Source organism: Sphingomonas hengshuiensis (genome assembly GCF_000935025.1).
GTDB classification, from domain to species: domain Bacteria; phylum Pseudomonadota; class Alphaproteobacteria; order Sphingomonadales; family Sphingomonadaceae; genus Sphingomonas; species Sphingomonas hengshuiensis.
In genome coordinates, this window is the sequence record NZ_CP010836.1 from 2021919 (window position 1) to 2035031 (window position 13113).

At 65.2% G+C, this 13113-nt stretch carries 16 protein-coding genes; 1 reads left to right on the top strand and 15 read right to left on the bottom strand.

Features of this window, described 5'->3' with window-relative positions; all coding sequences use genetic code 11:
• Window positions 1-21: 21 nt before the first annotated feature.
• From nuoG to TS85_RS08920, 14 genes are all read right to left on the bottom strand, one after another.
• Window positions 22-2034 carry an NADH-quinone oxidoreductase subunit NuoG gene (gene nuoG / locus TS85_RS08855; RefSeq protein ID WP_044331687.1) on the bottom strand — a complete coding sequence of 671 codons (2013 nt, stop codon included), beginning with the start codon at window positions 2032-2034 and terminating at the stop codon, window positions 22-24.
• On the bottom strand, window positions 2034-3332 hold the full coding sequence (nuoF, locus tag TS85_RS08860) for an NADH-quinone oxidoreductase subunit NuoF (protein ID WP_044331689.1): 1299 nt from the start codon (window positions 3330-3332) through the stop codon (window positions 2034-2036). Before nuoF ends, nuoG begins: the two co-directional genes overlap by 1 nt.
• 1 nt (window position 3333) lies before the next feature.
• On the bottom strand, window positions 3334-3507 hold the full coding sequence (locus TS85_RS08865; RefSeq protein ID WP_155006349.1) for a hypothetical protein: 174 nt from the start codon (window positions 3505-3507) through the stop codon (window positions 3334-3336).
• Window positions 3504-4175, bottom strand: a complete 672-nt coding sequence (locus tag TS85_RS08870; protein ID WP_044331691.1) for a complex I 24 kDa subunit family protein — start codon at window positions 4173-4175, stop codon at window positions 3504-3506. Before TS85_RS08870 ends, TS85_RS08865 begins: the two co-directional genes overlap by 4 nt.
• Complete coding sequence (locus TS85_RS08875; RefSeq protein ID WP_044331692.1) at window positions 4175-4513, bottom strand: nuclear transport factor 2 family protein; 339 nt, start codon at window positions 4511-4513, stop codon at window positions 4175-4177. The genes TS85_RS08870 and TS85_RS08875 overlap by 1 nt, the downstream gene beginning before the upstream one ends.
• A complete protein-coding gene (locus TS85_RS08880; protein ID WP_044331695.1) occupies window positions 4510-5745 on the bottom strand; it encodes an NADH-quinone oxidoreductase subunit D in 1236 nt (411 codons plus the stop codon). The genes TS85_RS08875 and TS85_RS08880 overlap by 4 nt, the downstream gene beginning before the upstream one ends.
• The gene (locus TS85_RS08885; protein ID WP_044331697.1) at window positions 5742-6551 is read right to left on the bottom strand and encodes an NADH-quinone oxidoreductase subunit C; all 810 of its coding nucleotides are present in this window, start codon (window positions 6549-6551) and stop codon (window positions 5742-5744) included. Before TS85_RS08885 ends, TS85_RS08880 begins: the two co-directional genes overlap by 4 nt.
• Window positions 6548-7084: a NuoB/complex I 20 kDa subunit family protein gene (locus tag TS85_RS08890; protein WP_044331698.1), complete on the bottom strand. Its 537-nt coding sequence runs from the start codon at window positions 7082-7084 to the stop codon at window positions 6548-6550. The genes TS85_RS08885 and TS85_RS08890 overlap by 4 nt, the downstream gene beginning before the upstream one ends.
• Window positions 7075-7449: an NADH-quinone oxidoreductase subunit A gene (ndhC, locus tag TS85_RS08895; RefSeq protein WP_044331700.1), complete on the bottom strand. Its 375-nt coding sequence runs from the start codon at window positions 7447-7449 to the stop codon at window positions 7075-7077. Before ndhC ends, TS85_RS08890 begins: the two co-directional genes overlap by 10 nt.
• Before the next feature lie 217 nt (window positions 7450-7666).
• Window positions 7667-8482 carry an inositol monophosphatase family protein gene (locus tag TS85_RS08900; RefSeq protein ID WP_044331702.1) on the bottom strand — a complete coding sequence of 272 codons (816 nt, stop codon included), beginning with the start codon at window positions 8480-8482 and terminating at the stop codon, window positions 7667-7669.
• On the bottom strand, window positions 8482-8799 hold the full coding sequence (locus tag TS85_RS08905; RefSeq protein WP_044331703.1) for a cupin domain-containing protein: 318 nt from the start codon (window positions 8797-8799) through the stop codon (window positions 8482-8484). The genes TS85_RS08900 and TS85_RS08905 overlap by 1 nt, the downstream gene beginning before the upstream one ends.
• On the bottom strand, window positions 8799-9362 hold the full coding sequence (gene efp, locus TS85_RS08910) for an elongation factor P (RefSeq protein ID WP_044331705.1): 564 nt from the start codon (window positions 9360-9362) through the stop codon (window positions 8799-8801). Before efp ends, TS85_RS08905 begins: the two co-directional genes overlap by 1 nt.
• A gap of 43 nt (window positions 9363-9405) precedes the next feature.
• Entirely contained in the window at window positions 9406-10002 is a 597-nt protein-coding gene (locus tag TS85_RS08915; RefSeq protein ID WP_044331707.1) for a M23 family metallopeptidase, read from the bottom strand.
• A gap of 3 nt (window positions 10003-10005) precedes the next feature.
• Window positions 10006-10974 (bottom strand): L,D-transpeptidase family protein, encoded by a 969-nt coding sequence (locus TS85_RS08920; protein ID WP_173426269.1) that lies wholly within the window; start codon window positions 10972-10974, stop codon window positions 10006-10008.
• 134 nt (window positions 10975-11108) lie between these two features.
• Between TS85_RS08920 and TS85_RS08925 the strand changes: the two genes are divergently transcribed.
• On the top strand, window positions 11109-12191 hold the full coding sequence (locus TS85_RS08925) for a potassium channel family protein (protein ID WP_044331712.1): 1083 nt from the start codon (window positions 11109-11111) through the stop codon (window positions 12189-12191).
• Here the strand turns inward: TS85_RS08925 and thiE are convergent.
• Window positions 12188-12877 carry a thiamine phosphate synthase gene (gene thiE, locus TS85_RS08930; RefSeq protein WP_173426221.1) on the bottom strand — a complete coding sequence of 230 codons (690 nt, stop codon included), beginning with the start codon at window positions 12875-12877 and terminating at the stop codon, window positions 12188-12190. The two genes, TS85_RS08925 and thiE, sit on opposite strands and share 4 nt — an antisense overlap.
• Window positions 12878-13113: the final 236 nt, after the last annotated feature.

The window sequence follows — 13113 nt, forward strand, 5'->3', positions numbered from 1 at the left end:
ACGGGAGGACGACCTTATCCATCATTCCGCCGCCTCCGCGAAATCCTCGCCATGGACCAGTTCGGCCGAACAGCGCTGCATCGTCGGCGATGCGCGGCAGATGGCGTTGGTGAGATAGAAGTCAGCGATCGGATAGGTCACCCCGCCCGATGCCGCGCTATCCAGGCTGGGCGGTGCCCAGTCGTAGCGGACCAGCCCTTCCTCGCCCAACGCCGGAACGTCGCTCGCCATCGCGGCGCGCAGTTCGTCGAAACTGTCGAACGGCAGCGTCGCACCCAGCGTGTCGGACAGCGCGCGCAGGATCGTCCAGTCCTCACGCGCGTCGCCGGGGGCGAACACCGCGCGCTCGGCCCGCTGCACGCGGCCCTCCAGATTGACATAGGTCCCGTGCTTCTCGGCATAGGTCGCGGCGGGCAGGATCACATCGGCATGATGCGCGCCCTTGTCGCCGTGATGGCCGATGAACACCTTGAAGCTGCCTGCGAACGCCGAGAAATCGACTTCGTCGGCGCCGAGGAAGAATGCCAGCTTCGGCGATGCCGCGACGATATCGGCGATCCCGCCGGGCTGCGCGAAGCCGAGCATCAGCGCGCCCATCCGGGCTGCGGCGGTGTGGACGACATTGAAGCCGTTCCACGTCGGCGCATCTTCGGTCGCGGCGCGCAGGAAGCTGCCCGCAACCGCCAGCGCCGCGCCATGGCCGCCCTTGAGCGCGCCTGGTCCGAGGATGAGCAGCGGCTTCTTCGCCGCCTCGATCGTCTCTGCGACCTCGCCGGGCAGCTTGCCCAGCAGGCCAAGATCGTCGCCCAGCCACTGGACCTTGTAGGTCAGGTCGGTCTCGGGCCCGATCGCATAGACCTTGGCGCCCTTCTTGATCGCCTTGCGGATGCGCGTGTTGATCAGCGGCGCTTCCCAGCGCAGGTTCGTGCCCACCAGCAGGATCGCGTCGGCATCCTCGACCGCGGCAATCGTGCTGTTGAACGCGACGGCGCCCAGATTGGTCACGTCATAGGCCATGCCGGTCTGGCGGCTTTCGATCAGCGACGATCCCAGCCCCGCGAGCAGCGCCTTGGCCGCATACATCGTCTCGCAATCGAGCAGGTCACCCGCGATCGCCGCGACGCTCGATCCGGCGTTGACCGCTGCGATCGCGGCGAAAGCCTCGTCCCAGCTCGCCTCGACCAGCTTGCCGTCCTTGCGGACGAACGGGCGGTCGAGCCGGCGGCGGACCAGCGCGTCGACATGGTAGCGCGTCTTGTCGTGCGCCCATTCCTCGTTGACGTCCTCGTTGATCCGCGGAAGCACGCGCATCACCTGACGACCCCGGCTGTCGAGGCGGATGTTGGTGCCCACGGCATCCATCACGTCGATCGACAGGTTCCGCTTCAGCTCCCAGGGGCGGTATTCGAACGCTACCGGCTTGTGCGTCAACGCGCCGACCGGGCAGAGATCGACGACATTCCCCGACAATTCGCTGTGGAACGCCTTTTCCAGATAGGTCGTGATCTGCATGTTCTCGCCGCGATAAATCGCGCCGATGTCCTCGACGCCCGCCACTTCCTCGCCGAAGCGGACGCAGCGGGTGCACTGGATGCAGCGAGTCATCACCGTCTTGACGATGGGACCCATATATTTCTCGGTCACCGCGCGCTTGTGCTCGGTGTAGCGGCTATGGCCCTTGCCATAGGCGACCGACTGGTCCTGCAGGTCGCACTCGCCGCCCTGATCGCAGATCGGGCAGTCGAGCGGATGGTTGATCAGCAGGAACTCCATCACGCCCTCGCGCGCGGCCTTCACCATCGCGCTGTCGGTGCGGATCTCCTGCCCCTCGGCAGCCGGAAGCGCGCACGACGCCTGTGGCTTGGGCGGCCCCGGCTTCACTTCGACCAGGCACATGCGACAATTGCCCGCGATGCTCAGCCGTTCGTGGTAGCAGAAACGCGGAATTTCCTTGCCCGCGGCCTCACAGGCCTGGAGCACAGTGGCGCCCTGCGGCACCTCCACTTCGATTCCGTCTACTTTGACCTTGGGCATTACTCTGCCGCCTCTTGCATCGGTGCGTTGCCGCCGCGTTCGTTGATCCGCCGCTCCATCTCGGGGCGGAAATGCTTGATCAGGCCCTGGATCGGCCATGCCGCCGCGTCGCCGAGCGCGCAGATCGTGTGGCCTTCGACCTGCTTGGTGACCTGATACAGCGTGTCGATCTCGGAAATGTCGGCGTCGCCGGTGCGCATCCGCTCCATCACGCGCCACATCCAGCCGGTGCCCTCGCGGCACGGGGTGCACTGGCCGCAGCTCTCATGCTTGTAGAAGTACGAAAGCCGCGAAATCGCGCGCACGATGTCGGTGGACTTGTCCATCACGATCACCGCCGCGGTGCCGAGACCCGAGCCGAGCGCCTTGAGCCCGTCGAAGTCCATCGGCGCGTCCATGATCTCCTTGGCGGGGACCAGAGGCACCGAGGAACCGCCGGGGATTACCGCAAGCAGATTGTCCCACCCGCCGCGAATGCCGCCGCAATGCTTTTCGATCAGTTCGCGGAACGGGATGCTCATCGCTTCCTCGACCACGCAGGGCCGGTTCACATGGCCGCTGATCTGGAATAGCTTGGTGCCCTTGTTGTTCTCGCGCCCGAAGCTGGCGAACCATTCGGGGCTGCGGCGCAGGATCGTCGGGGCGACTGCGATCGACTCGACGTTGTTCACCGTCGTCGGGCAGCCATAGAGGCCCGCACCCGCCGGGAATGGCGGCTTGAGCCGGGGCTGGCCCTTCTTGCCCTCCAGGCTCTCCAGCATCGCGGTTTCTTCGCCGCAGATATAGGCGCCGGCGCCACGATGGACGAACACGTCGAAATCATAACCCGACCCGCAGGCATTCCTGCCCACCAGCCCGGCGGCATAGGCTTCCGCCACCGCCGCGAACAAAGTCTCGGCCTCACGGATATATTCGCCGCGAATATAGATATAGGCCGCCCGCGCGCGCATCGCGAAGCCCGCGACCAGCGCGCCTTCGATCAGCAGATGCGGGTCGTGGCGGATGATCTCGCGGTCCTTGCACGAGCCAGGCTCGGACTCGTCGGCGTTGATGACCAGGAAGTTCGGGCGGTCCGCGCGCGGCTCCTTGGGCATGAAGCTCCACTTCATGCCGGTGGGGAACCCTGCCCCGCCGCGACCCCGCAGGCCCGATGCCTTGATGCGATCGATGATCGTGTCCTGGCCGAGCGCCAGCAGCGCCTTGGTATTGTCCCACGCGCCGCGCGCCTGCGCCGCCGCCAGGTTCCATGGCTGGTAGCCATAGACGTTGGTGAAGATGCGATCCTTGTCGTCGAGCATCTTAGCGGCCCTGCTCCACAAGCTTCTTGATAACCAGATAGCCGCCGACCGCGATCGCCAGCACGATGAACAGCCCGATCAGCTTGAATGCGATCTTCAGCACCCAGCCCAGCACGACGAACCCGCCGACCACCGCGAGGATGATGAAGAGCAGGTTCTTGGTATCGGCGTTCATGCCCATTCCCCGCGATAATCGTGGTTCTCGGCCTTCATCGCCGCGAGGTTGGTCGGTTCGCCGACCGGCTCGACGGTGTGGCGACCGGGCTCCTGCGTGCCCGCCTTGGGGCTCTCGCCCTTGGCCAGCGCGTCGAGGATCGCGACGGTGCGATCATAGGTCAGGTCTTCGAAATTATCGTCGTTGATCTGCACCATCGGCGCCGACGCGCAACTGCCCAAGCATTCCACCTCGGTGAGCGTGAACAGCCCGTCCGCGGTGGTGTGGCCCTTCTTCAGGCCACGGCTCTTGCACGCCGCCAGCACGTCGTCGGACCCGCGCAGCATGCACGGCGTCGTGCCGCAGACCTGCACATGGTAACGGCCGACCGGCACCAGATTGAACATCGTGTAGAAAGTCGCGACTTCGAACACGCGGATATAGGGCATGGCCAGTTCGCGCGCGATGAACTCGATCACCGGAACCGGCAGCCAGCCTTGGGTGTTGGTCTCCGCGCCCACCTGGCGCTGCGCCAGGTCGAGGAAGGGGATGGTGCACGACATCTGCCGGCCCGCCGGATAGCGGCCCATAATCTCGCGCGCCTTTTCGGCATTTGCCTCGGTCCAGGCGAAATTGCCCCAGCGTACGCGGGTTTCGGTGTCGTCTGGGAGTTGGGGTGCGTCAGCCATCAGCGGATAAACTCCACCCGATCGACCTTGTCGTCGGAGAACGTATAAATGGACATCACTTCAAAAGGCTCGGCGTCGGGCGAGCGCGAGACCTTCTCGTGGAGCACGACCGTCTCGCCCAGCGCATAGCTGGTCAGGATGTCGGCGCGATTTTCGGGAAACTCGGCGAACATCGCCTTAAGCCCCGAACGCACGCCTTCGCGCCCCTCGCGCAGCACGGCGCCGCGATAGGTCGCCTCGCACGCGCCCTCGGTCATCAGTTCAACATAAGCATCGGCATCCTGCGCGTTGTAGCGCGCGATCATTTCGTGCGTCGTGGCAATCCGATCGGCGCTCACCGGTCACACTCCCCGAACACGATGTCCATCGCACCCAAGATAGCGGTGATGTCCGCCAGCATGTGCCCGCGCGTCATGAAATCCATTGCCTGAAGATGGCTGAACGCCGTCGGGCGGACCTTGCAGCGATACGGCTTGTTGGTGCCGTCGGCGACCAGATACACGCCGAACTCGCCCTTGGGGCTCTCGGTCGCCACGTACACTTCGCCGGCAGGCACGTGATAGCCTTCGGTGAACAGCTTGAAGTGATGGATCAGCGCTTCCATCGAATGCTTCATCTCGCCGCGCTTCGGCGGCGCGACCTTGCGGTCGAGCGTCAACACCGGGCCTTCGGGCATTTCGTTGAGGCACTGCTTCATGATCCGCGCCGACTGGCGGACCTCCTCGACGCGCACCATGAACCGGTCATAGCAATCGCCGCGCGTGCCCACCGGAATGTCGAATTCCATGCGGTCATACACGTCATAGGGCTGCGACCGGCGCAGGTCCCATGGGATGCCGGCAGCGCGGATCATCGGGCCGGAAAAGCCCCATTTGATCGCGTCGTCGCGGCTGACCACGGCGATGTCGACGTTGCGCTGCTTGAAGATGCGGTTCTCGGCCACCAGGCTGATCGCATCCTCGAACAGGCGCGGGAGCCGCGTGTCGAGCCAGTCTGCAATGTCGGTCAGCAGCTTGAGCGGCACATCCTGCCGCACGCCACCGACGCGGAAATAATTGGAGTGCATCCGCGCACCCGAGGCGCGCTCGAAGAAATTGAGGCAATCCTCGCGGATTTCGAACAGCCACAGGTTCGGCGTCATCGCGCCGACGTCCATCACGTGCGAACCCAGGTTCAGCATGTGATTGCAGATGCGCGTCAGCTCGGCGAAGAACACGCGCAGATACTGGCCCCGCAGCGGCACTTCGAGGTCGAGCAGCTTTTCGACCGCGAGCACATAGCTGTGCTCCATCGCCAGCGGCGAGCAATAATCGAAGCGATCGAAATAGGGCAGCGCCTGGGTATAGGTCTTGTATTCGATCAGCTTTTCGGTGCCGCGATGGAGCAGGCCGACATGCGGATCGATCCGCTCGACGATCTCGCCGTCGAGTTCGGTGACGAGACGCAGCACGCCGTGCGCCGCAGGATGCTGCGGGCCGAAATTGATCGTGTAGTTCGCGATCTGGGTATCGCCCGACTCCAGCTTGTCGCCGTCGGTGCGCCCCGCGATCTCGTCGAGATACTCGCTCATTGGTTCTGCCCCTTGCCCGGGCCGACATCGGGGTCGGCGGGCTTTTCATCGGCCTTGTTGCCGGGGTGCGGCTGGCCGGAGCCGGTGGTCGCGGTGCTTTCGCTGGTCTTGGGGACGTCGGCCTTCGGCTCTACCTTCTGCGCGGGCGCAGGGGCTGCGGGCGCCGGCGTCGGAGCGCCAGCCGCTTGCGGCGCGGCCTTTTCGTCGCCGGGGAGCACATATTGCGCGCCCTCCCACGGGCTCATGAAGTCGAAGGTACGGAAGTCCTGCGCCAGGCTGACCGGCTCATAGACCACGCGCTTGGCTTCTTCGGAATAGCGCAGCTCGACATAGCCGGTCTGCGGGAAGTCCTTGCGCAGCGGATGCCCCTGGAACCCGTAATCGGTCAGGATGCGGCGCAGGTCGGTGTTGCCGTCGAAAAGCACGCCGTACATGTCGTAGACTTCGCGCTCCAGCCAGCCTGCGACCGGCCAGATGCCCGTCACCGACGGCACCGGCTTTTCCTCATCGGTGGTCACGCGCACGCGGATGCGATGGTTCCGGGTGAACGACAGGAGCTGGTACACGACGTCGAACCGCTCGGCCCGCTCGGGATAATCGGCGCCAGCAATCTCGCTGAGCTGCTGATATTCGAGGCCGGGCGTATCGCGCAGCGCGATCATCGCGGCGACCAGCGAGTCGCGCGAAACCGTCAGCGAAACCTCGCCCACGGCGTCCTTGCTCTCGATCAGCAGATCGCCGAGCGCGGCCTGCGCCGCCTCGATCACGCCGTCGTTCAGCGCATAACGGGGAGCAGGCGCCCTCACCGTTCCATCGTCCCGATGCGGCGGATCTTCCGCTGGAGCTGCATCACGCCATAGAGCAGAGCCTCGGCAGTTGGCGGGCAGCCGGGGACATAGATGTCCACGGGCACGATCCGGTCGCAACCGCGCACGACGCTGTAGCTATAGTGATAATAGCCGCCGCCATTGGCGCAGCTGCCCATCGAAATCACGTATTTCGGCTCGGACATCTGGTCGTACACGCGGCGGAGCGCCGGTGCCATCTTGTTGCACAGCGTACCCGCCACGATCATCACGTCCGACTGGCGCGGAGAGGCGCGCGGCGCGGCGCCGAAACGCTCCATGTCATAGCGCGGCATGTTGACGTGGATCATCTCGACCGCGCAGCACGCCAGGCCGAAGGTCATCCACCACAGCGAGCCGGTGCGTGCCCACTGGAACAGCTCCTCGGTCGAGGTGACCAGGAAACCCTTGTCCCCCAGCTCGGCATTGATGTCGTCGAGGAACGCAACGTTTGGCAGCGTTCCCGGAGGCGGAGGACTCAGCTCTACTCCCACTCCAGCGCACCTTTCTTCCATGCGTAAACCAGACCGAGCGCAAGCTCGGCAATGAAGATCATCATCGAGAACCAGGCGGTCCAGCCGAGTTTGAACACCGACACCGCCCAGGGAAACAGGAAGGCAGCTTCGAGATCGAAGATGATGAACAGGATCGCGACCAGGTAGAAGCGAACGTCGAACTGGCTGCGCGAATCCTCGAACGCGGGGAAGCCGCATTCATATTCGGACAGTTTCTCCGGAGTCGGCTGGTGCGTACCGGTCAGGCGCCCGACGGCCATCGGCAGGAACACGAAGGCGCTCGAGAGCACCAGCGCGACGCCGAGGAACAGCAGGATCGCCAGATATTGGGAAAGATCGATCAAGATGCCTTCTCGCAGATGCGGAATCTGAGGCGGCTTCTAGGACTATGCCCCCTGTGCGGCAAGGCCCGGAGGCTGTGAGAATCACTCGCAATAAGTGGGTCGTTCTTTGGCCAAGGCGCGGGCCCACAGCGCGACAGGGAGCTACGCCCCGCGAGCAAGAAAAAATCACCTTTCTCGACCGCGGGAACGGGCCACCGCTCCCCTGGCGTGCTGCCGATCAGCGCAGCGCGTTGGCGACGAGCTTGTGCAGCTTCGAGTGGATCGAATCGTTCGCCGCGAGGAACTGGTTGCGCTCGCGCGCCATGTCCTGCCCGCGGAAATCGGTGACATAGCCACCGGCTTCCTTGACCAGCAACAGCCCCGCCGCGACGTCCCACGGCTTCAGGTGCGATTCCCAATAGCCATCGAACCGCCCCGCCGCGACCCAGGCGAGATCGAGCGCCGCCGCGCCCAGCCGGCGGATGCCCGCAACCTCGGGCGCGACTGCGCCGAAGATGCGGCTCCATTCGACAAAATCGCCATGCCCCATGAAGGGTATGCCCGTGGCGATGAGCGACTCGAACAGATCGCGCCGCGCCGACACGCGCAGGCGCTGGTCCTGCAACCAGGCACCCCGACCCTTTTCGGCCCAGAAGCTCTCATCGGTCAGCGGCTGATAGACCAGCCCGCTGGTGATCTCCGTCCGCCCGCCCGCGCCCATCGGCTCCTCGACAGCGATCGAGATCGCGAAATGCGGGATACCGTGCAGGAAGTTGCTGGTGCCGTCGAGCGGATCGATGATCCAGCGCGGCTTGTTCGGATCGCCCGCAATCTCGCCGCCCTCTTCGAGCAGGAAGCCCCAGTCGGGCCGCGCCTTGCGCAGTTCCTCGACCAGGGTGTCCTCGGCGCGCTTGTCGGCCATCGAGACGAAGTCCGCCGGCCCCTTGCGGCTGACCTGGAGGTGCTGGACTTCGTTGAAGTCACGCCGGAGCCGCGGCGCGGCCTTGCGCGCGGCGCGGTCCATGACGGTGAGAAGGCCGGAGTGGGAAACCATTATACAGAGCCTTTGCGCTCGAAAACCAGGATGCGGGCTTCGCCCACGGGGTGTGCGACATGCGCGTCGCCGACATCGGCCACGAAGATGTCGCTGGGACGCAACCGAACGACATGCTCTGCGTCGCCGATGCGATACCGCATATCGACTTCGCCATCGAGCACGCAGAACAGCTCGGCGCCGTCGTTGACGTGCCAGCGATAGGGCTGGTCGGTCCAGTGCAGCCGCGCAGTCGCGCCCTCGATCTCAACCAGGTCGCGCGCGCCCCATGCCGCATCGGCGCGGAAGCTGCGCACGTCCTGGACGATACGCGCCATCAGTCGGCGCGCTTGACGTAGGTCTGTTCGTAGACGTCCACCACGATCCGCGTGCCGGCGGCGATATGCGGCGGGACCATGATGCGCACGCCATTGTCGAGCACGGCGGGCTTGTAGCTGGACGAAGCGGTCTGGCCCTTCACCACGGCATCGGCCTCGACGATCGTCGCTTCGATCGTATCGGGCAGCTGGACGCTGATCGGACGCTCGTCATACAGTTCCATCACCACGTCCATGCCGTCCTGAAGGAACGCCGCGGCGTCGCCCAGGATGCCCGCGTCGAGCGTGATCTGGTCGTAGGTCACCTTGTCCATGAAGGTCAGCGCATCGCCGTCGCGGAACAGGAACTGGAAATCGGTGGTGTCGAGGCGAACGCGCTCGACCGTTTCCGCCGAGCGGAAGCGGACGTTGTTCTTGCGGCCGTCGATGAGGTTCTTCATCTCGACCTGCATGTACGCGCCGCCCTTGCCGGGCTGGGTGTGCTGAATCTTGACGGCTTTCCAGATGCCGCCTTCATATTCGATGATGTTGCCGGGACGAATGTCCACGCCGCTGATCTTCATGGATCGAGACCTGTTTGCCTGAGAAAGAGCGAAGGCAGCGCCTTTAGCTGCGGTCGCCGATCCTAGCAAGCAGCGGATAGGGGTTAACGTTGACGCCCTGCCACCAGCGTTCGCCGGGCTGCATCGTCTTGATCTCGAAATGGAGGTGCGGCGCGCCGCCCGATGCGCTGCCGGTGCTGCCCACGGTGGCGATCCGGTCGCCCGCACGCACCGCCTGCCCTTCGTTCACGCCATAGGTGGCCAGATGCGCATAATAGTGCACCGTGCGACCGTCGCCGGTGCGGATATAAAACGTGTTCCCGCCCGCCTCGCTCTCAAACCGCTTCTCCACAATGCCCGCTGCGGCGGCCCGTACCGGCGTGCCTTCCGGAGCGAGAATGTCGATCGCGCGGTGCGATCGCATCCCCCCGCCCCGTTCGTCGCCCCAGCTGTCCGCCAGTTGCGACGCGCGCACGCCCTCGACCGGTATGATGAGCGGGCCCGAGGGCGAGCGTGCGCCGACGGTCTCCGCCCGATCAACGGGCGCCGCTGGTTGCGGCGCCGGATCATTGAAGGTGATCCGCACCATCGAAGCAAACGCCACCGCGAGCAGCACCAGCAACGCCGCCACTCCCCAGCCGAGACGCTTCACCCACAGCATCGCCTATTCCTGGAACACGGCCTTGGTGCCGGGCTTGACCATCAGCGCCAGCCGCGCGGCGTCCCAGTTGGTCAGCCGGATACAGCCATGGCTCTCGCTGCGCCCGATCGTCTGCGGCTCGGGCGTGCCGTGGATGCCGTAATGCTCCTTGGACAGGTCGAGCCACACCACGCCCACCGGCCCGTTCGGCCCCGGCGGCAGCATCGCCTTTTCGTCACCCGGCTTGGCATCCCAGAACAGGTCCGGGTTGAAATGAAATTTGGGGTTGGTGTCCGCCCCGTTGATCTTCCAGGTGCCGATCGGCAGCGGGTCGTGCTGGCTTCCCATCGTCGCGCTGAACTGCGCGACCAATTTGTCGTTCTTGTCGAGGACGCGCAGCACCTTGTCCGACTTGTCCACGACGATATGGTCCGCCTCGGGCTGCGTCGCGTCGACATTGAGTTCGGCCAGGGTCTTGCGCCATTCAGGCTTCAGGTCGGCGGCATAATCGCGCGACACCGGAATGGCGTTCGGGAAGACGAACTCGGCGCCCGAGGCGATCGCCGCGCCGCCGGGATTGAGTTCGACCAACACCTCGGGAGTCGTGTGGAACATCTCGGCCAGCTTCTCGAGCGGGCGGGTATAGCCCAGCGTCGACAGCTTTGCCTGTTCGGCGGGGTCCTTGGGCATCGGGTTGATGAAGGGCCCCTCCAGCGCCTCGAGCGGGACCGCCATCCGCTTCACCGGGCGCCAGTCGCGATACTGGCGCAGCGCACTCAGTGTCGGCGCGTCGAGCGTCCCGGAACGCTTCAACCCGCGCGCCTCCTGAAACCCTTTCAGCGCGGCGACGAGCGACTGGCCCTCGCGCCCATCGAGGATGCCGGGCGAAAAGCCGAGATGGTCCAGAATGACCTGCGCGTGGAGGATCGAGAAATCGATCGGCGGCTTTGCGTCCACGCGCGGTTGAGCCTGCGAAATACCCGCGCCAAGCATAAGAAAACAGGCTGCAATTCCGGTACGCATAAGCTCTTCTCCGTCCACTCCGCCAGATAACGAGCCGCGCCGGGATTGTTTCCTTACGGAAACGATATGGACAGGTGCCGCGCCGCGCTGCACCATCCGCGGCCATGCGGGGGATGTTCGGAAACTCGGATGGGGTGCTGGGGTCGCCGACGCGCAACCTCGTGTCGATCCTGCTGTTCGTCGGCGCGGTCATCCTGGGCGCGACGACCGCCTATATGGCGGCGGGCTGGAGCCTGATCGACGCATCGTACATGGTTGTCCTCACGGTGTTTTCGGTCGGCTATGGCGAGGTCCATCCGATCGATACGACCTATCTCCACACGGTCACGATGCTCACGATGGTGCTCGGCTGCACGGGCATGATCCTGTTCACCGGCGCGCTCGTCCAGTTCCTAACGGTCATGCAGATTCGCCAGATTTTCGGAGCCACGCGCATGCACAGTCGGATCGAGAAGCTGTCCAACCACGTCATCGTCTGCGGCTATGGGCGGATCGGGGTGATGCTGGCGGAGGAACTGGGCCGCGCCGGCGTGCCGCTGGTCGTGCTGGACCGCAACCCCGCGCGGTTGGCGGAGGCCGAGGCCATGGGCTATCTGTGCGAGCCCGGCGACGCGACCGAGGAAGAGGCGCTGGTCAACGCCGGGATCGCGCGGGCGCGGGTGCTGGCCACGGTGCTGCCCAACGACGCGGCGAATGTTTTCATCACGCTATCCGCCCGCAACCTCAACGCCGGGCTGGAGATCATCGCGCGCGGCGAGGCGCCCGCAACCGAGCGCAAGCTGCGCCAGGCGGGCGCCAACCATGTCGTGCTGCCAACCCATATCGGCGCGGAGCGGATCGCGCGGATGATCCTGTTCCCGGCCAGCGCCGACCTGATCGACGATGCGCGGATGACCCGCGCGCGCGGCGAACTGAGCGAACTGGGACTCGATCTGGAGAAGATCGCGGTGCTCAAGGGGGCGGCGATGTGCGGGATCACCGTTGCGGATGCCGAGCGCCGCGCGGCGGGGGCGCTGCTGATCGTCCAGATCAACCGCGGCCAGGACGGCCGCATGGTCCGCCCCGCCCCCGACGAACGGATCGAAGCCGGCGACGAAGTGGTGGTCGTGCTGCGCGACACCTCGCGCGCGGCAAAGGCATTGTTCACCGCCCGCGAGGAAATCCGCGCGGGACGGAACCGGTTTTAGCGCGCCATCAGCGCATTGAAGGCCCGCACCGCCGCCACTTCGTCGCCGCCCCACACCCCGTTGCTCACCGCGAGAAAATCGGCGCCCGCAGCGATCAGCGGTGCCGCATTGTCCGGCGTAATCCCGCCGATCGCGACGCACGGAATCTCGAACAGCGCGCTCCACCAGCTCAACAGCACCGGCTCGGGGCGATGTTCGGTCGCCTTGGTCGTGGTCGGATAAAAGGCGCCGAATGCGACATAATCCGCTCCCGCCTCACCCGCTTCCATCGCGAGATGGCGGCTGGCGTGGCAGGTCACGCCGATCTGGGTCGTCGGGCCGAGCGCGGCGCGGGCATCGCGGGCATCGCCATCGTCCTGCCCCAGATGGACGCCATCGGCGCCGAGCCGCTTGGCCAGCCCGACGCTGTCGTTGACGATAAACGCGACATCGGCATCGGCGCAGATGCGCTGAAGCGGTTCGGCGAGGCGCGCGGCCTCATGCTGATCGACGTCCTTGACGCGAAACTGGAACGCCGCGACCGGCCCAGCATCAAGCGCGCTGCGCAGCCGATCGGCGAATCCGCCGGTCACGTCGAGCGGCGACACGAGGTAGAGCTGGCACGGCGGCCGGCGGTCATCGCGGCGGAACTGCTCGGCGAAATTGGGGTCGAGCGGCGGCAGGCCGTCATCTTCGAGTTCGATCATACCTGGCCTTTAGCGAAAGCGTCTAGCATTCACCACCATCCGCAGTCGGGTAGTGTCGCAGTTTCAGTTTCCCGGCGATTAGGAATTCAAATCCCCGGTGGTTTCGCGGCTCTCCTCCCTATATGATTGGTGGAAAGCATGAGGGCCGACATGTCCAAGCGACCAACCAAGAAGGAAGACCTCGCTCTAATTCGTGCCGCGCTCCAAAAGGAAACGGCGGCGGGCGCATCACCGGA